A 24624-nucleotide genomic window follows, 5' to 3' on the forward strand; every position below is an offset into this window, starting at 1 on the left:
CTCCGAGGAATATCGCGGCGTCGGGAGGCGCCGTCGCGGGCGCCTCCCGAGATGCGACCGCATCCAGAATTTTACGAAGCCTTCGCCATCGGCTTGCCCTTGAGGGCGGCGAGCAGCGTCTGCGCGGCGGGGCCCGACGAATGCGGATTCTGTCCCGTGATCAACTGGCCGGCGCTGACGACGTGCACGCCCCAGTTTGCCGTTTTCGAGAAGACGGCACCGAGCTTCAACATCTCGTCCTCGACGAGGAAGGGAACCACCTTGGTCAGGCCCACGTCCTCTTCCTCGCCGTTGGTGAAGCCGGTCACTTCCTTGCCCTGGACCAGCGGCTTGCCATCGGGCGTCTTGACGTGGCGCAGCGCTCCGGTCGAATGACACACGACGGCGATGGTCTTGCCGGCGGCGAGGAAGGACTCGATCAGCTTGACCGAGTTCTTGTCTTCGGCGAGGTCCCACATCGGGCCATGGCCGCCCGGATAGAACAGCGTGTCGAAGTCTTCCTGCCGGACGCTGTCGAGGCGGACGGTCTCGTCGAGCTGGGCCTCCGCCGCCGCATCGTTCTCGAAACGCACCGTCAGGTCGGTGCGGAACTCGGGCTCGTTGCTCTTGGGGTCGAGCGGCGGACGGCCGCCCTTGGGCGAGGCGAGCGTGATCTCCGCGCCGGAATCCTTGAAGACGTAGTAGGGGGCTGCAAGCTCTTCGAGCCAGAAGCCGGTTCTGCGTCCGGTGTTGCCGAGCTGGTCGTGGGAGGTGATGACCATCAATACTTTCATGACACGGATTCCCTTGATTGCGTTTGCTGAATGACGCGCTCCCTCCTGGTGGAGCACATCGGTGCAAGTCTTCGTCGAGCTGCTGCGTTCGTTCGCCGCTCGCAAGCGTAATCTGCACCCAAGTTGGGCCGTTGGCTCGTTATGTGGTGTTAGACGTTGCGAGGGCGGCGTGTCGCCGCGGCTACTCGAACACGGCGTCGAAGATCTCGACGTCCATCAGCACGGGCCTGGCAATCACGGTTCCATCAGCCTGCAGCGTCTGCACACGCCGAAGCGTCGGCACCACGATGCCGGCGAAATTGTCATGGGCCCAGGAATAATGCGCTACCTTCATCCCGAAGAGATCGTGATCCGTCCGCCGTTGCAACGCGCTCTGGTCGAAATAGAAGATCTGCTCGGGCGCGAGGGTGATCAGGTGCGCGGGGAATTGCGCCCGCAGCCGCCGCCAGGTCTCAGTGCCTTCAGACCACGGTGACAGCTCCTCCAACACGACATCGGGATGAGCGAGCAGGAATGGAATCGTCAGATAGTTCCAGATCGCGACGCCGCAGAAGAAGACGAGATGCAGTTCGTCCGCAAGCGCGGGGGCACTGGCCTCGGGAAATGCAAGGCTCGGATTGCGCCAGGTCCGCAGCACCTCGCCATCCAGGCTTTCGATCGTGATCGCGTCCGGTTGAAAGGAGCCTGAGTGTTCTCCCCCGGTGATGCCAGTGAAGCGGACGGATTGCGTCCGGGTCGAGCCTTCCGCGGTCACATCCTTGAATTCTCTGGCATGTCCGGCACTGGAGAACAGCATTCCGCCGACGGAAAGGTGGAGCGTGAAACGGTTCAAGCTGCTCCAGCGGTCCAAACCGCCGCTGGCATCGATTACATCGTGAAGGAGAGCCATGTCCCGCCATATCCACCGTGAAACGTCACCACCATGGCGGGGCGGATGCGGCTTGGCGTGTTAGAAGTTGTTAGGAGTTGCGAGCAGGCAGTATGGCGGTATCTCGTTGAAGATACTCTCAATTCAGCGCGCCCAGGAGCTCCCTGGCGGCGACGAGATCACGGGTCTGGAGGCCCTCTTGGTACCGCGCGAGGAGCGGCGCGAGCAGATCGCGTGCGTCGCCGGCCTTTCCGGCATGACGCCAGACGCGGCCGAGGCTGATCGTCCCCCGCAGCTCCCAGCCGAGCGCGCATTGCCGGCGTGATAGATCGAGCGATTTCCGGAAGTAATTCTCGGCCCCCGCGGCATTTCCCGACCCGGCCAGGATGTCGCCCTTGACCCTGAGCATCTCCGGCATGTCGAAGGATTCGCCGTGCTCGGGGATCTGGGCGATGGCCTCATCGATCGTGCGCAAGGCCTCATCGGGCTGGTTCTGCGCGACGAGACCCTCGGCAAGCGCGGTCGCAAACACCGTCGTCATGATCCGGTGCCGTGTGGCGTATAGCGTAGCCTGGCTGCGGCGAAGATGCTCGATCCCGCCGGCGACGTCGCCGCGGCGCAGCAGCAGCTCGCCCTTCTGGCCGATGCCGACCGCGTGGTAGGGGCCGAGGAAGTGCCGCGCCGAATGGTCGATCAGCCGCTCGATCAGGCTTTCGGCACTGGCCCAGTCGCCCACCCAGAGGAACACGTAGATGGTCCAGATCAGGGAAATGCCGAGGGTGAGCGGCTGTTCGAGCAGCTCGGCCTCGCGCACCGTGTATCTGGCCGCCTCGACGGCCCGATCGGGCCGGCCGGTGAGCCAGAGCCCGCGCGCCAGCGCCACCAGTGCAACGATGCGGTCGTCATAACCGAGATGGCCGATGTTCAGCCGCTGCGAGCCGGGATTGTGCACCATCGCGCTCTCGCAGCACTGCACGGCCTTGTCCTGGTTGCCGATCAGATGGTGGGCGACGCCGAGCATCCATTCCACGTTCAGTGTGGCGGCTGGATCATTCAGCTTCCGCGCGACGCCTTCGCCCTGCTCGCCGGTTCCGAGCGCGCCGTGAAAATCTCCGACCCTGGTCAGGTAGATGTGCAAGCCGCGCAGCAGCCAGAGCTGCCAGTGCAGGTCCTCGAGCTCTCTGGCAAGCTGGAGGCTGCGCGTGAAGGCGGAGCGGACCGCCTCCGTATTGCCCTGCGTGAACATCACGGAGACGCCGAGCGCGGCCTGCAACGTCATCTCCTGGCGGCTGTCGATCACACCCTTATCGAGAGATACAAGCGCCTGCTGTGTCCAGCGGTAGCATTCCGTCAGCAATGTCAGCTCGAGGAAGAACTGGGCCGCTGAGGCCGCCAGATCCACGCCGATCGTCCGGTCGCCGCCGTCCGAGAAGCTCCAGGTCAGCGCGGCCCTCACATTGGGCAGGTGGTCGGCATAGGGAAGGAAGCCGCCCGCGCTCTGCATGCCCGTGGATTTGAGCGCGATGTCGTGCAGGAAATCGCGGAAATATTCGGCGTGGGCACGCGCGACGCGGGCCGCTTCGCCGCTCTCGACCAGCTTGCCGGCGACGAAGGTGCGGGTGGTGTCGAGCAGGCGATAGCGCAGCCGCCGCTCCGCGGGCGAGGTCGCGATCAGGGACTTGGAGAGCAGGTTCGAGATGGCTTCGACGGCCTCGGATTCGCCGATACCCTGGCAGGACGCGACGGCAAGCGCGGCTTCCAGGGTGAAGGGCCCGACGAATACCGATAATCCGCGCAGCGTTGCGCTTTCGGCTGCCGGCAGCAAATCGTAGCTCCAGGCGAGCGCGGCGCTTAAGGTCTGGTGCCGCGGGATTGCGCTGCGCCGTCCCCGCCACAGCAGCGAGAAGCGGCTGTCCAGCAGCGAGGCGGTCCCGGCAATGCCGTAGGCGTTCACACGTCCGGCCGCGAGCTCGATCGCCAGCGCTATGCCGTCCAGCCGCCGGCAGATCTCGGCGACGAGCGGCGCATCCTCCTCGCTGAGCTCGAATTCGCTCAGGCTCTCGGCAATGCGTTCCACGAAGAGTTGGCTTGCGGGATAGGCAAGGATGTCGGCGATGCCGAGCCCGTCGCGCTCTGGCGGGCAATCCAGCGGAAACAGCCGATGGACGCGCTCACCTTCGCTGCGAAAGGATTCGCGGCTGGTGGCGAGAATATGCAGCTCCGGCGCCTCCTGGACGAGCCGCTCGGCCACCGGTGCGAGCTCGTCGAGGATGTGCTCGCAACTGTCGAAGACCAGCAGCGTCCGCCGGCTGCGCAGAAACGCCAGCAGGCCCGGCATCGGGTCGTCGGAATTGACGGTCAGGCCCAGGGTTGCCGCAATCGTTCCGGGAACGAGTCGGGCATCCGTCAGCGCTCCGAAATCGACGAAGCTCACCTGGCCGTCGAAGGCCGTGAGCTCGCCATGCGCGACGGCAAGTGCGACCGAGGTCTTGCCGATCCCGCCGGGGCCGACAATTGTGATGAAGCGATGCAGGGCAAGCTCGGCCGAAATCTTCTCGACGGCCTCGTCCCGCCCGATCATCCTCGCAAGCGGTGAGGGCAGCGCGTGGGGCGACGCGACAGGCGGGCTGGTCCGGCTCTCCGAAGGAGCCGGGTGAAGCAGCGGGGCGGTGAAACAATAGCCGCGTCCGGGGACGTTGACGACGTAGCGGGCACCTTCGCCGGCATCGCCCAGCGCCTTGCGCAGCGTCGTGATGTGGAAGCGCAGGCTGCCTTCGTCGACCGTCACGCCGGACCAGACGCGCTTGATCAACTCGCGCTTGTCAACGACCTCGCCGGCGCGCTCGGCGAGAAAAATCAGAATGTCGAGTGCGCGGCCGCCAAGGTGAAGCGGGGCGCCGTCCTTCTCCAGCAGCCGCGACTTTGCGAGCAGCCGGAATGGACCGAAGGCAATCGTCGAATCCTGGTCGTTAGTGTCCGGCACGGGCCAATGATTCCAGTGAAAGGGCTGGCGTCTGCGCTTTGACCTACCTGAGCGAGGTTATCAGTAAACGGACCGAAAGTGGCGAAATCGCGTGGGGATCGGCCGAATGCAGGCGGGATACCCGTCGCGAATTTTGCTTAAACGCGAGCGGTTTATGACGCGACTGCGACAAATCGTCAGCAGGCTTGACCGTCGCGACGACAGCCTCCGCTGCCGGTTTGTGATGCCGCCGATCATAACAGAATCTTGCAACGTCTAACGGGCAAAACGCGCGCGATGCATCCAGTATGGCTTCCGAGTTAGGTCCTATTCCAATGGGAGGCTATCATGTCCGTTATCGGCTCCATGTCGGACGCCAGTGCCGTTCGATCTCAATTTGTCGCCAGCCTTGACGATCAGTCGCGTGATTGGGAACTCGTGCTGCGGGAGTCCCATCACCGCATGAAGAACACGCTGACGCTGCTGGGTGCGTCAGTCCGGCGCGACTTCACGCGGGCCGGCACCAGGGACGTGTCGCTTGCGGTGGATCGGTTCGAGCGGCGCGTCGTTGCTTTCGGCAGGCTCTATCAGCTCCTGTCCGACAACGACGATGACTCGGCCGTCCCCGTCGGGGCTTTTTTCGAAAATCTCTGCGGAGCGCTCTCCGAAGCGGTGCTGGAGCCGGCGGGCGTCCGCTGCGAGGCCGCGATCGAGAGCGGCGTGCTGCCGGCATCGCAATGTCATCGGCTCGCGCTGATGCTGACGGAGCTGGTCACGAACGCGGCAAAGCATGCCTTCCCGAACAAGAATGGGGCACTGATCCGCATCGACATGGACAACCGCGACGGCACCTGGGTCTGTACGGTGGCCGACAACGGGATCGGCGCCACCGGGCCGCTTCAGGGCACCGGCATCCGCATTCTCGAAGGGCTCGCACGCAGCATCCACGCGCGGTTGCATGGCGAGGCGGGGGAGGGCGGCACGCGGGTGACCATCGTGATGCCGGCCGCTTGAAGTTCGACTGTATCCGGAACCGCTAACGAGCCCAAGCATTCGAGAACGAGCGACATTCGCCGTTCTGCGCAAAGTTGAGCCTGCAAAGCAAAGTTGAGCCTGCAAGAATGGGTTCGGTTGAGAGCCCGCGCCTCACATCAGGGAGTTCGACATGGCTACACTCGAAATCGATCGCGAAGCCGGGACCAGACCCTCGCCGTCGCGCAGCGTTGATCTGAAGCTCGAGGTCGTCGTGATCCCGGTGTCCGACGTCGACCGCGCCAAGGCGTTCTACATGCGCCTCGGCTGGCGACTGGACGCCGATTTTTCCTCTGGCGACGACTGGCGCGTGATCCAGTTCACGCCGCCGGGCTCGGCCTGCTCGGTGATCTTCGGCAGGAACGTCACGGCGGCAGCGCCCGGCTCGGTGCGCGGCCTGTATCTGATCGTCTCCGATCTGGAGGCGGCACGACAAGATCTGCTTGGCCGCGGCATCGCGGTCAGCGAGCCGTTCCACGGCGGCGGCGACGTTCATGCCGGGCCGGACGAGCCATACCTGTTCGGCAGTATCCGGGTCAGCGGTGTTGACCCGAAGCGCGGCAGCTACAGCTCCTTTGCCTCGTTCAGCGATCCCGACGGCAATGGCTGGCTGTTCCAGGAGATCACCACACGACTGCCCGGACGCATCGAGGCAGACGGCACGAATTTCCCCTCGCAGACCGATCTGGCGGCGGCACTGCGCCGCGCGGCGGTGGCGCATGGCGAGCACGAGAAGCGAACCGGCGGACACGACGACAACTGGGCGGCCTGGTACGCCGACTACATCGTGCGCGAACAGGCCGGTCAGCCGCTGCCCTCCTGACATTGTGGCATTCTCCGTTCACGGCGCGCGATGACTTGGACATCGCGCGCCGTGTTGCGTTGTATCGCGCATCGCAAGATCGCTAGCCTCTAGCGCGCAGGCTCGCAACGGCTAACGCGGTCTAACAATCCATAACGAGCAAATCGGAAGTGCCTGCGCCAATCTCCTTGCACGACGAGCCGACGTCTCGATTTCGAATTCGGTCAACGGTGCCGACCAAAGCAAGGGAGATCCAACATGACCACGCAAGCACGCGCCGACATCCTCAACCCCGACCGCCGTCAATTGCTGGGCCAGGCCGCGATGACCGCGGTCGCCGCCAGCGTTGCGAGCCTGTTGCCGCTCCGTCCGGCAAAGGCGGCGGCGAGCGGCGCGATCCGCCCCTTCCACGTCAACGTGCCCGAGGAGGATCTGCTCGATCTGCGCCGGCGCCTCGCGGCAACGCGCTGGCCCGATCGCGAGATCGTCGCCGACCAGTCGCAGGGCGTGCAGCTGACCACGGTCCAGCAGCTCGTGCGCTACTGGCAGAACGATTATGACTGGCGCAAGGTGGAAGCGCGGCTCAACGCGCTGCCGCAATTCGTCACCGAGATCGACGGCGTCGACATCCACTTCATCCACGTCCGCTCCAGGCACGAGAATGCGCTGCCGATGATCGTCACGCATGGCTGGCCGGGTTCGATCATCGAGCAGATGAAGATCGTCGGCCCGCTGACCGATCCGACCGCGCATGGAGCGAAGGCGGCGGACGCGTTCGATCTCGTGATCCCTTCGCTGCCCGGCCATGGCTTCTCCGGCAAGCCGACGACGCTCGGCTGGGATCCGCAGCGCATCGCGCGTGCCTGGATCGTGCTGATGAAGCGGCTTGGCTACAATCGCTACGTCGCGCAAGGCGGTGATTGGGGCAATGCGGTGACGGAGCAGATGGCGGTGATCGCGCCGCCGGAATTGGTCGGCATTCACACCAACATGCCCGCCACGGTTCCTGATCACATCGCCAAGGCGCTGCAGCCCGGCGGAACGCGCCCGTCAAACCTCTCGGCCGAAGAGCGCATTGCCTACGACCAGCTCGACGATTTCTACAAGCACGGTCTCGGCTACGCGATCGAGATGTCGAACCGGCCGCAGACGCTCTATGGCCTCGTGGATTCGCCGGCGGGCCTTGCGTCCTGGATGCTCGACCACGATGCGCGCAGCGCTGCGATGATCGCGCGGGTGTTCGACGGCGGGGCGGAAGGGCTGTCGCGCGACGATGTGATCGACAACATCACGCTGTACTGGCTCACCAACACCGCGGTCTCGTCGGCCCGACTGTACTGGGAGAACAAGCTGGTGTTCTTCGAGCCCAAGCACATCAATATCCCGGTCGCCGTCAGCGTGTTTCCGGACGAGATCTATGCCGCCCCGCGCAGCTGGACCGAAAAGGTCTACCCGAAGCTGATGCACTACAACCGGCTCGGCAAGGGCGGCCACTTTGCCGCCTGGGAGCAGCCCGCGCTGTTCTCTGCGGAAATGCGCACCGCCTTCCGCCCGCTGCGCCAGTCGATCTGAACCGCATGGGGGACGCGCGCACCCGGCGCGTGTCCCCCGTCCTTGAACGACGCCATATCAGGAGTGCAAACAATGAACCGCCCCGAACGTACCTTCACGACCGAGGACATCCGCCTGGAGCGCCGCCTGCCGTCATATTGGCGCGTCACCTTCGATATGCCGCCGGTGAACATCTTCGGCCCGAGGCAGCTTCCGCTGCTGGGCGACATCGTCACCGCGATCGAGACCGATCCGGAAGTCAAGGTTGTCGTGTTCGACAGTGCCGTCGACGGCTTTTTCATCACGCATTACGACTTCCTCGCGCCGCTGGAGGATTCGCTGGGCATCCCGCCCGGGCCGACCGGTCTCCAGGCGCTGCCCGACATGCTGGTGCGTCTCAGTCGTGCGCCGGTGGTTTCCATTGCCTCGATCCGGGGCCGCGCCACCGGCGTCGGCAGCGAGCTCGCGCTCGCCAGCGACATGCGCTTTGCCAGCCGCGAGAAGGCGATCCTGTCGCAATGGGAAGTCGGTGCGGGCCTCGTGCCCGGTGGCGGACCGATGGCGCGGCTGCCGCGCCTGATGGGCCGCGGCCGTGCGCTCGAAGTGCTGCTCGGCGCCGACGACATTCGCGGCGATCTCGCCGAACGCTACGGCTATGTGAACCGGTCGCTGCCGGATGCCGAGCTCGATGGCTTCGTCGAGGCGCTCGCCATGCGTATCGCGTCGTTCGACAAGGAGGCTATTGCCGAGACCAAGCGCCTGGTCGATGTCGCCAGTCTTCCGCCCGATGTCGAGATCAAGCCCGAGTGGGATGCGTTCCTGGCCGCGCTTGGCCGCCCGGCAAGCCAGGCCCGTATCAAGGCGCTGATGGCGCGCGGCTTCCATCGCGCCGGCGACGTCGAGAACCGGCTCGGCTTCCACGTCGGACAGATCGGAAATTAGAGCGTTTTCGAGCGAAGTGGATACCGGTTCGCGTGAAGAAAACGCGTCAAAACAAGAATCCGGAGCGTCGTTCCGATTCCATCGGAACGGGGCTCCGACGGAACCGCTGCGGCGTTCGGCCGGTTGGAATGGTGACAGGCGGTCGTGCCAATGTCGCTTTCCTCCGGTACCGAGCGCCGGCGCTAAACCCAACAAGGAGAATTGAGATGATCCGCAAAGCAACAGCAGTCTGGAAGGGCACCGGCCGCGATGGCACAGGCCATCTGTCGAGCGAATCCGGCGTGCTCGCCGAGACGCCCTATTCGTTCAAGACGCGCTTCGAGAACGAGAAGGGCACCAATCCCGAGGAGTTGATCGCTGCGGCCCATGCCGGCTGCTTCACCATGGCGCTGGCCTTCGGTCTTCAGCTTGCCGGTTTCACGCCGGACGAGCTCTCGACCGAGGCCGCGGTTACGCTCGAGCCCGAAGGCAAGGGCTTCAAGATCAGCAAGTCGGCACTAACCCTCCGCGCCAAGGTGCCGAACCTTGACGACGCAGGTTTCGCCAAGATCGCCGGCGAGGCCGAGAAGAACTGCCCGGTGTCGAAGGTGCTCAACGCCGCGATCACGCTCGACGCCAAGCTGATCTGACCGAACAGAGGGAGCAGCACCATGCCTCGCCAACATCAGCCGGATGAAGACAGGTTCCGGGCGATCCTGCCGGAGGATATCGCGTGGCAGCCGTTCCCGGCGTTTCCATCCGGCGCGCGCCTCGCCGTCATGGTCGGCCATCCCGCCGAGCCCGGACCTTACGTGGTCCGGGTGAAGGTGCCCGGCGGCACCAGGCTGATGCCGCACAAGCATCCCGAGGACCGCATCTACACGGTCATGTCGGGTGTCTTCTATATCGGGCTCGGCGAGCGTTTTGATGGCGACAAGGTCAAGGCCTATCCGCCGGGCAGCGTCATCGTGCTGCCCGGCGAGACCTGGCATTATCACTGGGCGAAATCAGGCGAATACGTCACGCAGGTTTCCGCCATCGGTCCGCTGGGCCTCGAATATCACGATGACCATGATGATCCGCGCTTGCATGCGGCTGCGGACCAGCGCTGAATATCTCGACTGAACGAATGGAGCATCAAATGACGACGGAACGCGCAGTGTTGGCCGGCGGCTGCTTCTGGGGCATGCAGGATCTGATCCGCAGGCAGCCCGGGGTGACTTCGACTCGCGTCGGCTACACCGGCGGAGAGGTCAAGAACGCGACCTATCGCAATCACGAGGGGCACGCCGAGGCGATCGAGATCATCTTCGATCCCGCCAAGACGAGCTACCGGACGATGCTGGAGTTCTTCTTCCAGATCCACGATCCCACCACGCTCAACCGTCAGGGCAATGACTGGGGCACGAGCTATCGCTCCGCGATCTTCACGACGAGCGACGAGCAGAAGCGGATCGCGGAAGACACGATCGCCGACGTCGAGGCCTCGCATCTGTGGCCCGGCAAAGTGGTGACCGAGGTCACGCCCGCCGGCGATTTCTGGGAGGCCGAGCCGGAGCACCAGGATTATCTCGAGCGCTATCCGGACGGCTACACCTGTCACTTCATCCGGCCCGGCTGGAAGCTGCCGCGGCGGGCGGCGGCTGCGGGAGGCTAGATCGCATCGTCACGTATTGCCGGGGAGAGGCTGGGTCTTGCGCGCGGACCGCTCGCGACGGCAGCCGCCTATTGACGAGGAATGCAAATGTGCCGGTTGTCGTCATTTCATTGTGCGGGAGAGTTGCTCCCGACCGTCACCGGCACGCAGGTTTTCGATCCCGAGAACGCCTCGCGGCTCAATGCGCATCTGCCCGGCATCCGCAGATCACGTCCACGGCCTTCCGGGCAAGCTCCCTTAGCTCGGCGCGGCGGGCGCCGGCGCGAGCGCGAATGGCGATGGTATGCATCGTGGCAGAGGCGAGGATTGCAAGCGCTGCCGGATCGGCATCACGCTTCAGTTCGCCCTTGTCCTGGGCAAGGCGGAAGCGGGCCTCGAAATCGGCGTCAATCGCGCGCAATCCCGCAGCTACGCTGTTCCGGATCGCCGTATCTTCTGCGACTTCGGTCACCGCGGTTCCCACCACGAAGCAGCCCCGCGCGGTTCCCTTGCCGGAAAAATAGATCGACAGCGCTGCGTCATAGGCCAGCATCAGGGCTTCGTCCAAGGGATGGTCCCCCGCGAGGGCCTCACGCGTTGCGGCAAGGCTTATCTCCCAATAGCGCGCGAGCGCTTCGAGATAGAGCGTGTGCTTGTTGCCGAACACGGCGTAGAGGCTCGGTGGGCTCATGCCGGTCGCGGCGGCGACCTTGTCCAGGGACGTGCCGGAGTAGCCGGTTCTCCAGAACGTCTCCGTCGCTCGCTTGAGGGCCGTCTCTGCGTCATAGGCGGGCGGCCGTCCGCGGCGCGCCGGGCCCGCTTCGCTCTTCTTCCGTGCCATGTCGCCAAAATCCTGGTTGTACTGTTCCACACATATATTTGTATGGACCGTTATAAAAATCAATGGCCGCGCGTCTTGATAGCGGCACTGCAGTACAATATTTGTAACGTACGTTAGTAAAAAAGATAAGACGAGCGCTCACGATGCGTTTGAACTTTGCGCCAATCGCCGGCTGGTTGGGCGATCGCAGCTTCCGCGGGAGCGAGGGGGCTGTGCCATTGTTCGGAGCGGACCTCGGCCGGCGGCTGCGCCGGCCCCTGATGCTCGCGCTGCCGACCGTGGTCGCCGTGTTCGGCGCCTTCATGTATCTTGCGCAGGAACAATATGTCTCGACCGACGACGCGTTCGTGCGTGCCGCCAAGGTGACCATCAACGCGCGGGTGTCAGGCCAGGCGGTCGAGATCGCCGTGCGCGATAACGAGCGCGTGCGACGGGGGCAGGTCCTGTTTCGGATCGATCCCGAGCCCTATCAGATTGCGGTCGATCAGGCCGAGGCGCGGCTCGGCAGCGCGCGACTCCAGATCGACTCGCTCAAGGCGACCCACCGCCAGCAGCAGGCGGAGCTGCAATCGGCCAGGGAATCGGCTTCCTTCGACGAACGCGAGTTCGATCGCAAGAAGATGCTGGTCGCCTCCGACTTCACGCCGCGTGCGGTCTATGAGCGGGCCGAGACCGATCTCAAGGTCGCCCGCCACCGCATGGCATCGATCGAACAGCAGATTGCCAACACGGTCGTCGCGCTCAACGGCGATCCCGATATCGATGCCGATCGTCATCCCACGGTTCGCGCGGCAAGAGCCCAGCTCGACCGGGCGCGGCTCGATCTCTCCTACGCGACGGTGATTGCGCCCGACGACGGTATCGTGACGAAGGTCGACGACTTGCAGATCGGGGGCTTCGTCAACGCGGGAGCGCCGACGTTCTCGCTGATGTCCAGCCGGGACATCTGGATCGAGGCGAATTTTCGCGAGACCGGCCTGACCCACATGCGTCCGGGCCAGGAGGCGACGATCGACGTCGATGCCTATCCGGATCGCAAGTTCAGGGCGCATATCGTCAGCATGAGTCCCGGCACCGGGTCGGACTTCTCGGTCCTGCCGCCGGAGAATGCGACCGGGAACTGGGTCAAGGTCGTGCAGCGGCTGCCGGTGCGCCTCGAGCTCGACGATCTCGATCCGACCCGGCCGTTGTTCTCCGGCATCAGCGTGACGGCGCGGGTCGATACCGGCCACCGCCGCAGCTGGCCGCATCTGCTCCAAGGCGCGCTCGCGACGGAGGTCAAATGAGCACGACCGTCCCATCGACCGGCGCGGCCGGCGACCATCGTGCGATCTCCGCGGCGGCCCTTATCGCGATCTACATGCAGGCTGTGAACATCTCGATACCGAATGCAGCGTTGCCGCACATTCAGGCGACGCTCTCGATGGCGAATGACGAGGTCGGCTGGGTGTTCTCCTCGTATATCGCGGCAAGTGCCGTGACCATGTCGATCACGCAGTGGCTCGCGGGCCGCTATGGCCGCAAGGCGGTCTATCAGGCTGCCCTCGCCATCTTCACGTTCGGTCTTGTCCTCGACACGCTGGCAACGACGTCGATCCAGTTCGTGCTGGCGCGGATCCTCCAGGGCGCGGCGAGCGGACCGCTCGCGCCACTCTCCTTGGCCATCCTGCTCGAGGTGACGCCGGCGCGGCATGCGCGCATGAGCCTGGCATCGACGGTCTGCTCCCTGCTCGGCATCAGCACCGGCCCCGCCATTGGCGGCTGGCTCAGTGAATACTACGGCTGGGCGTCGATCTTCTATGTCAGCCTGCCGATGACGGCCTTCATCTTCATGACGATGGCCTCGCTGCTGAGCGAGAAGCGGGCCGAGCGAAGCCAGCCCTTCGACTTCTTCGGCCTGACGACCTTTTCCGTCGGCATGATCGGGCTACAGATGCTGCTGGACCGCGGCGAGCGCCTCGAATGGTTTGCCTCGACGGAGATCTGGGCCGAGGCGGTCGCCTCGGTCCTGGGTTTCTATCTCTTCAGCGTGCACGTGTTGACGACCCGGGAGCATTTTCTCCGCACGGCGCTGTTCAGGGATCGCAATCTCGTCCTCTCGACGGTCATCTCCTTCGCGCTTGGCTTCGTGCTGCTGCCGACCCTGGCGTTGACGTCTCCGATGCTGGAGGAATTGCTCAACTATCCCGTCGACACCACGGGCTACATGACCATTCCGCGCGGTGTGGCGCTGGTGGGAGCGCTGGTGCTGACGAGCCTGGTTCCGGGGCAGGTCGACTACCGGCCGTTCCTCATGGGCGGCATGGCGCTGGTGGTCTATGCCAATTGGCTGATGCTCGGCTATTCGCCGGCGATGGATTGGCGGCCGGTGGTCGAAGCCGGCATGCTCCAGGGTGCCGGTCTCGGCATGTTGTTGCCGGCGCTCGCGAGGGCCGCGTTCGGCACGCTCGATCCGAAGCTTCGCCCGGAAGGCGGCGCGCTGATCAACCTGTCGCGCCTTTATGGCAGCACCATCGGCATCGCGGTGGTCCAGCTCTTCTTCTATGCCAACACCCAGGCCGTGCACGTCGCGCTCGCCAAGCATCTCACGCCTTTCCGCGTCGCGGCGCATGGCGCGGGCCCGATCGGGAAGCCAAGCCTTGCCGCGCTCAACGGCATGGTCACGCATCAGGCGGCCACGGTCGCGGTCATCGATCAGTTCGAGATCCTGATGTTCGCCATGCTCGTCGTGATCCCGCTGGTGTTCTTTCTCCGCAAGCCACGGCCTGCCGGTTAATGCCGGGGAGCCGCCAACCTCGATCGCTTCGTCCGCTAGGGCGGCGAGCAGACAACAAGGGAGTATCACCATGACGACCTCCGATTCGCTTCGTGACACGAGGATTCCAACTCATGAGTCCGTGACGATTCCGGCAGTGGGATTTGGCACGCTCATTCCGGATCCGCTCGTGACCAGGCAGGCCATCAGGGCCGCATTGGAGGCCGGATTTCGACATCTCGATTGTGCGGAGCGCTATCGCAACGAAGCGGCGGTCGGCGATGCGATGCAGGACGCCTTCAAGGCCGGGAAGCTCCGGCGCGAGGAGCTGTTCGTGACGACGAAGCTATGGAACACCAATCATCGGCCGGAGCGGGTCAAGCCTGCCTTCGACGCCAGCCGCCGACGGCTGCAACTCGACGAGATCGACTGCTACATCATCCATACGCCCTTTGCCTTTCAGCCCGGTGACGAGCAGGATCCGCGCGACGCAAGCGGTCGGGTCATCTATGATTCCGGCGTTACATTGGTGGAGACGTGGCACGCGCTGGAGCGCCTCGTTGACGAGGGGCACTGCAAGTCGATCGGCCTGTCGGACATTACCCTGGAGAAGCTGCGCGAGATCGTTGCCGTCGCGCGGATCAGGCCTGCCATGGTGCAGGTCGAATCGCATCCGTATCTTCCCGAATGGGACCTGCTCGACTTCTGTCGCGAGCATGGCATCGTGCTCCAGGCGTTCGCGGCGTTGGGACATGCCATGGAGCCGCGCGTGCTGGAGGATCCCGTGATCACAGCCATCGCGCGGCGCGTGCAGAAGACACCGGCTCAGGTTTGCCTGGCGTGGGCCGTCCAGCGCGGCACGGCGTTCCTGACGACCTCGACCAATCCCGCGCGAATCCGGGAGAATTTTGACATCTCGGCTCTGCCCGAGGATGCGATGCGGGAGATACGAGACGGGATCACGACGAACGTCAGGTTCAACGCAGTGGTGGAGACTGGCGTGCCCGGATTTATTCCAAGGGCCCGATGAACCGGGCAGTGCGGAGCGATCGCTCGACGGCCGAGCAGCGCTGCCTCAGTTCCGGAGCTGCGCGATCAGGCCTCGGGCCTCGCGCATGTCGGCGGTGCGGGATCCCTCGGTCAGCGGCCGGCAAACGGTTTCCAGAACCTCCAGCGCCTCTGCATCGCGGCCTTGTCCCAGTCTGAACCGCGCGAGGCCGATGGCGCATCTCAGCTCCCACGATCGTGCGCCCTGGTGCGTCGCGATGTCCATGGCCTCGCGAAAAGCCGCTTCGGCGGCGGGCAGGCCCTTGGTCTGCTTGAGCATCAATTCGGCCTTGATGCGCGTCAGCTCCGGCAGATACCAGCGCTCCTGGCGGTCGTTGCAACGCGCCAATATGTCCTCGATCATCTCCAGGCCGCGATCGGTCTGGTCGGCCTCGCCGAAACACGCGGCGAGTTCACCGAGCAGAGGAAGAAAGCGCGGCAGGAAGCGCGCATCGCCGGCGCGGTTGAGCTCTTCGCGCAGCAGCGGCAGGCCGGTCGCGACGTCGCCGCGCTTGGCAACGACTGCCGCGTTGAAGGCGCGTGCCCACAGGCCCCACAGCCGGATCGCGTGTCGCTCGGTGTGTTCGAGCAGCTCGGCGCCGTGGCGTTCCGCGGCGGCGAAATCGCCGGCCCAGAAGGCGATCGGGCAGGCCGCCTGTCCCAGCACGCTGCAGAAGGTCAGCGCGTGGCCGTTGGCGAGGCCCTCCTCGATGGTTCGTGCGGCCAGCGCCTGGGCCTGGTCGGCGAGGCCTTGCAGCCACAGGATGCGGGCCCGGAAATATTGCGTCGATATCCTGAGGTCGAGCGGGAATATCTTCGGCTTCTCCGCCAGCACATGCAGCGACGCGTTCACCCTATCGATGCACAGCCGCGCGTCGTTCTGGTCACCGAGATAATGCAGCGCGACGGCCATCAGCCGGTCACCCAGCAGGACATCGGACTTGTCGGGAGAATTCGCCGCCGCGTTCGCAAAACGGTCGGCGAGTGCGCGGGCCTTGCCGAACTGTCCGTTGTTGAACTGGTCGATGCACAGGCCCCAGAGCGCGCGCAGGCGGAAATCCTTGTCGTCGAGCCTGTCGGCGATCTCGAGGGTTGTCTCGAGGATCGGGCGCGCCTCGCGCGCACGGCCCTCGCCATACATCAGCGACCAGCCGAGTGCCGACAGGAGCTGCATGCGGACGCGGCCGTCACCGCCGCTGTCTCCGAGCGCTGCCAGTGCCGTTCTGCAGCGCTCGCGGCATTCGGCGAACAGCGAAAGCCGCACCCACAGCGTGACTGCGGCCGCCGTCAGCGCGATTCCCAGCGCGGGATCGCCGTCGGGCCCGAAGGCCCAGTCCAGCGCGGAGCGCACATTGTCCAGCTCCGCGCCATACACGTGCAGCCACTCGGGCAGCGGCGTCGACGTGTCGGCCTCGGCCCGCTCGAAGAAATCGCGAAAATGCTCCGCGTGGCGCCGCGCGAACTGCCTGGTTTCACCGAGCTCGTTGAGCTTTCCATGCGCGTAGGTGCGCGTGGTGTCGAGCAGGCGATAGCGCAACGTCCGCGAGCCGGACGGCGAGATCAGCGATTTGGTGACCAGGCTGTCGATCGCTTCGAGCGTTTCCGATGCGCTGACGCCGTCGCCTGCCGCGACCGTGGCGGCCGCCTCCGGCGCGAAGGGGCCGGCGAACACCGATAGTCGCCGCAAGGTGGCGCTCTCCGCCGCGGGCAGCAGGTCATAGCTCCAGTCGAGGGCCGCGGCGAGCGTCTGGTGCCGCGGCACGGCCGTGCGTCGTCCGCGCCATTGCAGCGAAAAACGGCTGTCGAGCAGGGAAGCCGTGCCTGCGATGCCATAGGCATTGACGCGGCCCGCCGCGAGCTCGATTGCCAGCGCAATGCCGTCGAGGCGCCGGCAGATGCTCGCGACGAGCGGGGCCTCTTCCGCGCTGAGCTGGAACGGACCCGAGCTCTGGGCAATACGCTCGATGAAGAGTTGGGCCGCGGGGTAGGTGAGGACCTCGGCGACACCCAGGTCTTCCCGTTCCGGCGGACAATCCAGCGGGAACAGCCGGAAGATCCGCTCGCCTTCGCTCCGGAACGACTCGCGGCTGGTCGCGAGAACACGAAGCTGCGGCGCTTCGCGAACGATGCGCTCGACGAGCGGGGCCAGATTGTCCAGCACGTGTTCGCAGCTGTCGAAGATCAGCAGGGCCGGGCCGGCCTTGAGAAATGTCAGCAGGGCCGGCGTCGGATCCTCCGCGCTGATGGTCAGCCCGAGCGCGGAGGCGATGGTGGTTGCAATGTGGCTGGCATCCCGCAGCGGGCCGAAGTCGACGAAGAAGACGCGGCCGCCGAAATCCTGGGAACGCCGATGCCCGACGGTGACGGCGACCGCGGTCTTGCCGATCCCGCCCGGGCCGACCACGGTCATGAAGCGATAGAGCGACAGTCCGTTCGAGATCTTTTCGATGACCTCCTCTCGTCCGACCATCTTCGCGAGCTGAACGGGCAGGGAGCGCGGAGGAACGATGTCGAGGGAGACCGGCGCGACCGGAGCGGCCGCTTGAGCGAGCGACGCGACGAAGCAATAGCCGCGGCCGGGCACATTGACGACATAACGGGCCGACTTGCCGGTATCGCCGAGCGCCTTGCGCAGCGCTGCGACATGGAAGCGCAGGCTGCCCTCGTCGACATTGACGTCGGCCCAGATGCGCTTGACCAGCTCTCTCTTGTCGACGACTTCACCGGGGCGCCCGGCCAGGAAGATGAGGATATCGAGCGCGCGGCCGCCGACATGAAGCGGCGAGCCCTCCTTCTCCAAGAGCCGGGACTTTGGAAACAGGCGAAATGGCCCAAATGAAATGGCCGAGTCTTCGTTATGCTCTGGCACGCGCCATTGCCCCCACGACGGGAGTCAAAAGGTATTATTTTTTGGTCTAGCAGAACGAGGCGTACAGTAAACTGTCCGAAAGCAGCATGGCTGGCAGACCTGCGCAGATCGCTTGGGTCGCCACCGGCCCGCCGGAATAAGACTTAGAACGTAAGGGGTTAGGTCGCCGTCCCATGGCGACCGCGCCGGGACTTGTCCGGGCGGAGCATTGACGGCGGTCGCGGATTGCTGCGATTGCTTGGTTCGGGAGCCGGTCCCGCCTCGACAGTGACTACCGCTTCCGGAATTGAGACATGCCCTCCTACTCGCGGCGACAGGTCGTTCATGTGTTATCGGGCGCGGCGGCGCTCGCCGCCATCCCACGCAGCGGACAAACCGCCGATTATCCGTCTCGTCCCATTCGCCTCGTGCTTCCGTATGGAGCCGGCGGAGCGGGCGATCAGATCGGGCGCCCCTGGGTGGACAAGATGTCGGCGCTGCTCGGGCCGACTTTCGTCGAGTACATCGGCGGCGCCGGTGGCGCGATCGGAACCGCAGCGGTCGCGCGCGAGGAGCCCGACGGCTATTCGCTGCTGCTCGGCAATGGCAGCACGCAGGTCATCATTCCCCTGACCTCGTCAAATCCCGGCTATTCCGTCGGCGATTTCCGGGCCATCTATCGCCTGATCAACAGTGCGCTGGTTTTCGCCGTCCATCCGTCGGTGCCTGCCGCAAATTTGCGCGAACTGATCGCCTACGCGAAGGCCAATCCGGGCAAGCTGTCCTACGGGACGCCCGGGATCGCCACCGGCAATCATCTCGTCGGGGAATCGTTCAAGCAGCAGGCGGGCGGACTGGACATCGTCCACGTTCCCTATCGGGGTATCGCGCAGGCGACCAACGACCTCGTCAGCGGCCAGATCTCGCTCGTCATCGGCGTCATGTCGGTTCAATTGCAGCAGCTGAGCCAGGCCGGAAAGATCCGGCTGCTTGCGGTCACGACCGAAAGGCGGCTGAGCGGCGCACCTGATATTCCGACCGCCGTCGAATCCGGCATGCCGGATCTCAGATATGAGGGCTGGTTCGGCATCTTTGCTCCCAAACTCACCGATGATGCGATCATCGATCGGATCGCGCAGACGACGCGCCTCGCCATGGCCGATCCGGCGCTTCAGGCGAGCTACCGTGCCCAGGGCATGGAGCCGGACAGCGATTCAAGTCCGGACAAATTCCAGCGCATTATCGATGCGACAACGGCAAGCCTGGCGCCCGTGATCAGATCGATTGGATTGAGCAAGTCATGAGCTCACGTGCCGGCAGGTGATACCTCGCGCTGCTCCGTCGTGACGATGCGCGCCGACAGCGTGACCAGTCCCATCAGCACAGCCAGCAGCCAGAACGCCGTCGGCAATCCGCCAAGTCGTGCGACGAAGCCGACGCCGGCGGGACCAACGAGGATGCCGGCGTAGCCCGCGGTCGTGATCGCCGCGACGGCGAGCCCCGTGGGCATCACCGTCTGCCGGGCTGCCCGGCGGAACAGCACCGGCACGAGGTTCGAGGCGCCGAGGCCGATGAGCAGGAAGCCGACTATGGCGACCGCCGCAACCGGAGCCGTGAGCAGCACCGCAAAGCCCGCGACCGCAATGATGCTCCCCCAGAACAGGGTGGTGCGATCCCCGATGCGCGCAACGACGGCGTCGCCGCCGAGTCGCCCCATCGTCATCGCGATCGAGAACACGATGTAGCCGATCCCGCCTTGCGCCTCGGAGACAAGGCCGGCGCCGATGACGAGCAGTGCGCCCCAATCGAGCATCGCGCCTTCGACCAGGAAGGTGATGGCGCCGAGCAGCGCGAGCAGAAGCACGGAGCCGTGCGGCAGCACGAACAGCGGTCCGTCCTGTACCTGCACTGAGCGAAGCAGGCGCGACCAGGTCACAAGCATCGCAATCAGCATCAGGACGGAGCAAATAAGCGTGCAGGCGAGCGCGCCGAGTTGCAGGGAGAGCAGCGCGGTCATCAGCGCTGATCCGGCGAAGCCGCCGATGCTGAACAGCGCGTGGAAGCCGGACATCAGCGGACGTTTCGCTGCGCGCTCCACCTCCACCGCATGGATGTTCATGGCGACGTCGATGGAGCCGAGCGCGGCGCCGAAGGCGAGCAGCGCCAGTGCCAGCGTCGCCGGCGAGCTTGCGATGGCCAGCAGAGGCAGGACCAGCGCCAGACCGAGCCCGCCGGCGATGATGATCGGCCTGCTGCCGTAACGCGCGCTCATGATTCCGGTCAGAAGCATTGCGACGACCGAGCCGATGCCGAGGCTGAGCAGCAGCAGTCCGAGAACGCCGTCGTCGACGCCGAGCCGTGCTTTCGCAAACGGCACCAGAGGCGCCCAGCACGCGATGCCGAAGCCCGCGACGAGGAAGGCAAGTCGCGTCGCAAGCCGTGTCGCCGGCCGGTCGGCAGAAAGCATGAGAACTCCGGAAGCAGAGGCAAGGAGGGCGCGGTCGACAAGCCCGACGATTACCGCGACTTTATGTCCTGATGTGCCCGATTTGTCGCAGCAGTTCCCAGATGTTGCGGAGCATCTCGGCGCCGGCGGATTGCCTGTCGGGCAACACACCGGCCCTGTTTCGCTGCCCCGTCAATCCCTCGTCATGAAAATATTCCGATTTACAGAAATTCTGATTTGTCGTATGTGTCGCCCATCCCGGCTCATCCTTGAGGGGCGATCTTGTGTCGTCACGTTTCGCGAGCCGGGCTTGCGGTGGACGCGGCAGCGTCGGGCGCGAGAGGCGTGGGCAGGGCGGATTGCTCTCCGTGAGCCCAAGACTTCGTGCTGGATGAGCGGCGCTGTCAGGTTCGTCTCGTCTGTAAGTTTCCGGCTCCGTCGACAGGGCCGGGAAAACTGCGGCGAAATGGCGGGCCGTGCGTACGGCAAAACCGTGTGGTCCTGGCCGTCGTTGCTACGGTCAAGTGCTTGCGGATGCGGCAGTCGCGTCAACCGGCGCGGTGCCGGTGACTTTCGCAAGGACGAGGGAGGCCAGAACGAACTCGGCTCCCGGGAGAGCACGGCATAAGCCGTCCAACCACTGCGCAGGGAAGGCCGAGTGATTGGCTACACCTGTATGCTGCTGTGCGGTTCTTCCTGCGTGTGCTTTTCGCGCAGCGGACCGCGGGTGCCAGCCGGCACCCGGCCTTCCCTGCGCCCTCTTGATTGAGAGGTGGAGAGATCAAGCAAAGCTCGGGCGAATTACGCCGCGAGGATGCGAAGGCGTGTCTGCGACCACACGCTCGCTGTCCTCGCCCGCGAAGGCGGGCGATCCAGTATTCCAGAAGCGGTTGTGATGGAGCCGAGAAGCTGCGGCGTACTGGATTCCCCGCCTTCGCGGGAGTATCATCTGGAGAACCAGCCCATACCTCATCCTCCGTCATTGCGAGCGCAGCGAAGCAATCCAGAATCCCTCCGCGGAAAGACTCTGGATTGCTTCGCTGCGCTCGCAATGACGACCGGCAAGTCTGATACTGCCGCTGACCAAGGGCAAATACGACAACGTCCAGGAGTTCAGGTTCGGCGGCGGAGCCTCGTTCCAGCGCTGCGACACCCGCACGGGACGTCGCGGCATTTTGTCGTGCATTTGTGAAAACGCGTGATCAGCTTCCGGATGGAGAGGGAACGTCAAAACCGCATTGAAGTTGCTGCCAAATCGTCCTGTTGCGCCGATGTGAAAGTGTCGGGCGAGAGCTGTTCGCCTCGTGCGCGCGTGGACAGCCTGCGGCGGATGTCCGATAATACCTTCGGCAAATTGCGGGGCGCTGTGGCCTGCACTTGGACCCGCGGAAGGACTGACCCGATGACACAGGCAGGCGCCTACGGACAGAGGCTAGGGCAGTTCCTGCGTTTGAAGGATGCGCCGCCCTCGCTGGTTACGCGCTCGCTGCGTAGCGCCGAGCTCGCGGTGACCGAAACCCGGAATGACAACCCGGTGCCCGGCCTGTCCGGATCGCTCGCCGCCGAAGACGCCTTTCTCGTCAGCCTGAAGCTGCACGACTACCCGGATTGCGAGCTCTGGGAGCGCGGCAAATGCATCATGACCGCGGACGTCCATGCGGGTACGACCTATTTGTATGACCTCAAGTGCGATCCGCGCTACGTGATCGACAAGCCGTTCCATTCCCTGTTCTTCTACATTCCACGTTCGGCGCTCGACAGCATCGCCGAGCAGTGCAACGCGCCGCGGGTTGACGAGCTCGACTGTCAGATCGGTGTTGGCCATGACGACCGAATCGTCCGCCACATCGGCGCGTCGCTGCAGGAGGGCCTGCGCCGGCCGGACGAGGCCAATCAGCTTTTCATCGATCACATGATGCTCGGGCTGACCGCCCATGTCGCCCAGACCTATGGCGGGCTCCAGCGCACGTCCGGGCTTGCGCGCGGCGGTCTCGCGCCGTGGCAGGCGAAACGCGCCTGCGAGAGGCTCGAATCGGATCTCGGCGGCAAGCTCTCGCTGCAGAGGATCGCGGCCGAGCTCGACCTTTCGGTCAGCCATTTCTCCCGCGCGTTTCGAATCTCGGTCGGTGTGCCGCCGCACCAATGGCTGCTTCAGCAGCGCGTGAAGGCCGCCAAGCAGTTGATGAGCGTCCGCGACCTGCCGCTGTCGGAGATCGCGATCTCGGCCGGGTTTGCCAACCAGAGTCACTTCACGCGCGTGTTCTCCTCGATCGTCGGCGTCAGCCCGGCAGCATGGCGCCGCGAGATGCTCGGTGCATCGAACGGCGAGACGTGAATCCGGACGCCTTCCGTGCTCAGCGGCGCTTTGCGAGCGAGATCATGTAGGCGGCGCGCCGCGCTGCAAAGATCTCGTCCGGCGGGTGACCGATGCCCTCGGCGAGATTGGCCGGATTGAAGATGGTGACATCGCAGGCCTGATCCGGCTCGAAGCCCGTGATCACGATCGTGCCCAGGCGCACCTCGTCGCGTTGATCCTCGTCCGGCCAGCGTATGGTGACATCCATGGTCGGGTCGCCGGGGCGGTCGAGCAGCGCCATCACGTTGAAGCGGACATTGCCCGCAGCGATCCGCGTGCCGAGGTCGTCGTGCAGGAAGTCGGCCGGCTTCGTCCTGGCTTCGTCCTCGCTCAGCGTGATCTCGCCGCGGGCCGGGACGACCTTGAACTTGATGAAGCGCGTCTCATTCTCGGCGTTGGTCGCCGGAAAGGAATGCACGCCCCAATAGGTGGTGCCGGCGAAGCTTCCGGGCAGCGGACGCGCGGCGACGTAGTTCGCCTGGTTGAGCGTTTCGGGATTGGCCGTCGAGAAGGCCCTGACCTTCGCCATGTCAGGCTTGCCATCGGGTCCCGGGATGCGCGCCGCGAGGAAGGCCAGCATCTGGTCGAGCGTTCGTGCAAAGTGCACAGGCGCGCTTTCCACGAGAATGTCGGATCGATGATCCTCGTCGCCGAGCCTGAAGCTGAAGCCGCGCAGCACGAGGTTGTTGGTATCCGCGACGTTGGGATTGCCGCCGCCGACCGAGAAGCGCGCCAGCACGCGCGATGGTCTTGTGAAGCTCCGCGATCGCGTAATCTCCTCCGCGCGGTCCGACGGGGTGTAGGTACCCCGAACGCACCAGCCCTTGGCGAAGCTGGCGCGGACCTTCGGCGGATTGCCGGCGACGGCCTTCAGGGCCTCGACGATGGAGGCGGGCGTTGCGGCATCGTTCGGGCTCTCGGCCATGGCGGATCTCTCGCGTGTGCGAGCCAGATTCTAGCCGCGATGCGGACCCGCGATCTTTCCCAAAGCGGTCGGGTTTTGCCCAATCCTGCTCAAGACAGGTGCCTCGGGCCGGCCAACATAGCCGATGCTCGCAATCGCCTGACCCATCAGGGAATGTTGGGTTGCGTCTCCGCGAGCGGTATCCAGCCGCCGTCGCCACGTTGGAAGAGCGGGCACCCGAAGACTGCGCGAACCGGAAGGGCCGTGGTCGAGGCATGCCAGCGATTGGTCTGCTTCATCGCAACGACCATGCCGGCAATCTCGGCGCCGGCCTTCTGCAGCAGGCGTACGGCGGCGATCGCGGTCGCGCCGGTCGAGATCGCATCATCGACCAGCACGACGCGGCGGCCTTCGAGCAGGGGCAGCAGGTTCGGATCGAGGCGCAGCTTTTTCCCGGCGTCGGGGCTGGTGATCGAACTGACGGGCTCGGATAACGCGTCGTCGTACCAGAATTTACGGGAATAGCCGAGCGGGACATAGCGCGTCTGTCCCAGCCGTTCGGCGACCAGCGATGCGAAGGCAAGACCAAGGGTCGGCAGTCCGACGATGATCTCGGCATCGAATGCGCGCGCCTGCGTCGCCATGTGGTCGGCGAGCGCGGCGACAACGAGATGTGAGGCCTGATTGGCGATCAGCGATGCGACGGCGCGGTTGCCATCGGGCAGTTGGCGCAGCGGCAGAACCAGGATACGGCCGCAGGGGAGTGTCGCGGGATAGCCCAAGCGATAAGGTGGCGTAGCCGGGAAACGCAAGGGAACCTCCGGCGTCAGCTCCTGCCAGTAGCCGGTCGTCGCCTCGGTATAAGTCTCGCTTGCGCTCATG

Annotated in this window: 20 protein-coding genes; 12 read left to right on the top strand and 8 right to left on the bottom strand. The window is 64.9% G+C overall.

Annotated features, from left to right (window positions below):
• Positions 1 to 71 precede the first annotated feature (71 nt).
• The 3 genes from AB5K84_RS14275 to AB5K84_RS14285 form a co-directional block, all read right to left on the bottom strand.
• Positions 72 to 773 carry a type 1 glutamine amidotransferase domain-containing protein gene (locus tag AB5K84_RS14275; RefSeq protein WP_171463800.1) on the bottom strand — a complete coding sequence of 234 codons (702 nt, stop codon included), beginning with the start codon at positions 771 to 773 and terminating at the stop codon, positions 72 to 74.
• Positions 774 to 954: 181 nt separating this feature from the next.
• Positions 955 to 1662: a hypothetical protein gene (locus AB5K84_RS14280; protein WP_011089008.1), complete on the bottom strand. Its 708-nt coding sequence runs from the start codon at positions 1660 to 1662 to the stop codon at positions 955 to 957.
• A 118-nt stretch (positions 1663 to 1780) separates the two neighbouring features.
• Entirely contained in the window at positions 1781 to 4624 is a 2844-nt protein-coding gene (locus AB5K84_RS14285; RefSeq protein WP_110116863.1) for an ATP-binding protein, read from the bottom strand.
• A gap of 327 nt (positions 4625 to 4951) precedes the next feature.
• On the opposite strand from AB5K84_RS14285, the gene AB5K84_RS14290 reads away from it, so the two are divergent.
• The 7 genes from AB5K84_RS14290 to msrA all read left to right on the top strand — a co-directional run bounded on the left by AB5K84_RS14290 (position 4952) and on the right by msrA (position 10566).
• On the top strand, positions 4952 to 5617 hold the full coding sequence (locus AB5K84_RS14290; RefSeq protein ID WP_110116862.1) for a sensor histidine kinase: 666 nt from the start codon (positions 4952 to 4954) through the stop codon (positions 5615 to 5617).
• 151 nt (positions 5618 to 5768) lie between these two features.
• Positions 5769 to 6458, top strand: a complete 690-nt coding sequence (locus AB5K84_RS14295; protein WP_110116861.1) for a VOC family protein — start codon at positions 5769 to 5771, stop codon at positions 6456 to 6458.
• 237 nt (positions 6459 to 6695) lie between these two features.
• Positions 6696 to 8009: an epoxide hydrolase family protein gene (locus AB5K84_RS14300; RefSeq protein WP_110116860.1), complete on the top strand. Its 1314-nt coding sequence runs from the start codon at positions 6696 to 6698 to the stop codon at positions 8007 to 8009.
• Positions 8010 to 8081: 72 nt separating this feature from the next.
• A complete protein-coding gene (locus AB5K84_RS14305) occupies positions 8082 to 8930 on the top strand; it encodes an enoyl-CoA hydratase/isomerase family protein (protein ID WP_110116859.1) in 849 nt (282 codons plus the stop codon).
• A 206-nt stretch (positions 8931 to 9136) separates the two neighbouring features.
• Complete coding sequence (locus AB5K84_RS14310) at positions 9137 to 9559, top strand: OsmC family protein (RefSeq protein ID WP_011089002.1); 423 nt, start codon at positions 9137 to 9139, stop codon at positions 9557 to 9559.
• A gap of 21 nt (positions 9560 to 9580) precedes the next feature.
• Entirely contained in the window at positions 9581 to 10021 is a 441-nt protein-coding gene (locus tag AB5K84_RS14315) for a cupin domain-containing protein (protein ID WP_011089001.1), read from the top strand.
• 29 nt (positions 10022 to 10050) lie between these two features.
• Positions 10051 to 10566, top strand: coding sequence for a peptide-methionine (S)-S-oxide reductase MsrA (msrA, locus tag AB5K84_RS14320; protein WP_038966770.1), 516 nt, complete (start codon positions 10051 to 10053; stop codon positions 10564 to 10566).
• Positions 10567 to 10744: 178 nt separating this feature from the next.
• On the opposite strand, the gene AB5K84_RS14325 is transcribed toward msrA, so the two are convergent.
• A complete protein-coding gene (locus tag AB5K84_RS14325) occupies positions 10745 to 11386 on the bottom strand; it encodes a TetR/AcrR family transcriptional regulator (protein WP_060912643.1) in 642 nt (213 codons plus the stop codon).
• Between the two features lie 212 nt (positions 11387 to 11598).
• Here AB5K84_RS14325 and AB5K84_RS14330 point away from each other — a divergent pair, with 212 nt between their 5' ends.
• The 3 genes from AB5K84_RS14330 (at position 11599) to AB5K84_RS14340 (ending at position 15171) form a co-directional block, all read left to right on the top strand.
• A complete protein-coding gene (locus tag AB5K84_RS14330) occupies positions 11599 to 12672 on the top strand; it encodes an HlyD family secretion protein (protein WP_375762219.1) in 1074 nt (357 codons plus the stop codon).
• Positions 12669 to 14162 (top strand): MDR family MFS transporter, encoded by a 1494-nt coding sequence (locus AB5K84_RS14335; protein WP_011088997.1) that lies wholly within the window; start codon positions 12669 to 12671, stop codon positions 14160 to 14162. The genes AB5K84_RS14330 and AB5K84_RS14335 overlap by 4 nt, the downstream gene beginning before the upstream one ends.
• Before the next feature lie 70 nt (positions 14163 to 14232).
• Entirely contained in the window at positions 14233 to 15171 is a 939-nt protein-coding gene (locus AB5K84_RS14340) for an aldo/keto reductase (RefSeq protein ID WP_011088996.1), read from the top strand.
• Between the two features lie 45 nt (positions 15172 to 15216).
• Here AB5K84_RS14340 and AB5K84_RS14345 read toward each other — a convergent pair whose 3' ends face one another.
• Complete coding sequence (locus AB5K84_RS14345) at positions 15217 to 18057, bottom strand: ATP-binding protein (protein WP_110116857.1); 2841 nt, start codon at positions 18055 to 18057, stop codon at positions 15217 to 15219.
• A 293-nt stretch (positions 18058 to 18350) separates the two neighbouring features.
• Here AB5K84_RS14345 and AB5K84_RS14350 point away from each other — a divergent pair, with 293 nt between their 5' ends.
• Positions 18351 to 19340 carry a Bug family tripartite tricarboxylate transporter substrate binding protein gene (locus tag AB5K84_RS14350; protein ID WP_110116856.1) on the top strand — a complete coding sequence of 330 codons (990 nt, stop codon included), beginning with the start codon at positions 18351 to 18353 and terminating at the stop codon, positions 19338 to 19340.
• A gap of 2 nt (positions 19341 to 19342) precedes the next feature.
• On the opposite strand, the gene AB5K84_RS14355 is transcribed toward AB5K84_RS14350, so the two are convergent.
• The gene (locus AB5K84_RS14355) at positions 19343 to 20503 is read right to left on the bottom strand and encodes an MFS transporter (RefSeq protein ID WP_028175692.1); all 1161 of its coding nucleotides are present in this window, start codon (positions 20501 to 20503) and stop codon (positions 19343 to 19345) included.
• A 1381-nt stretch (positions 20504 to 21884) separates the two neighbouring features.
• Here AB5K84_RS14355 and AB5K84_RS14360 point away from each other — a divergent pair.
• Positions 21885 to 22817 carry a helix-turn-helix domain-containing protein gene (locus AB5K84_RS14360; RefSeq protein WP_028174327.1) on the top strand — a complete coding sequence of 311 codons (933 nt, stop codon included), beginning with the start codon at positions 21885 to 21887 and terminating at the stop codon, positions 22815 to 22817.
• A 19-nt stretch (positions 22818 to 22836) separates the two neighbouring features.
• Here AB5K84_RS14360 and AB5K84_RS14365 read toward each other — a convergent pair whose 3' ends face one another.
• The gene (locus tag AB5K84_RS14365) at positions 22837 to 23763 is read right to left on the bottom strand and encodes a catalase family peroxidase (RefSeq protein ID WP_110116853.1); all 927 of its coding nucleotides are present in this window, start codon (positions 23761 to 23763) and stop codon (positions 22837 to 22839) included.
• Between the two features lie 146 nt (positions 23764 to 23909).
• The gene (locus AB5K84_RS14370; protein WP_110116852.1) at positions 23910 to 24623 is read right to left on the bottom strand and encodes a phosphoribosyltransferase; all 714 of its coding nucleotides are present in this window, start codon (positions 24621 to 24623) and stop codon (positions 23910 to 23912) included.
• Position 24624: the final 1 nt, after the last annotated feature.

It is taken from the genome of Bradyrhizobium sp. 1200_D9_N1_1 (assembly GCF_052075915.1).
Classification (GTDB): Bacteria; Pseudomonadota; Alphaproteobacteria; order Rhizobiales; family Xanthobacteraceae; genus Bradyrhizobium; species Bradyrhizobium diazoefficiens.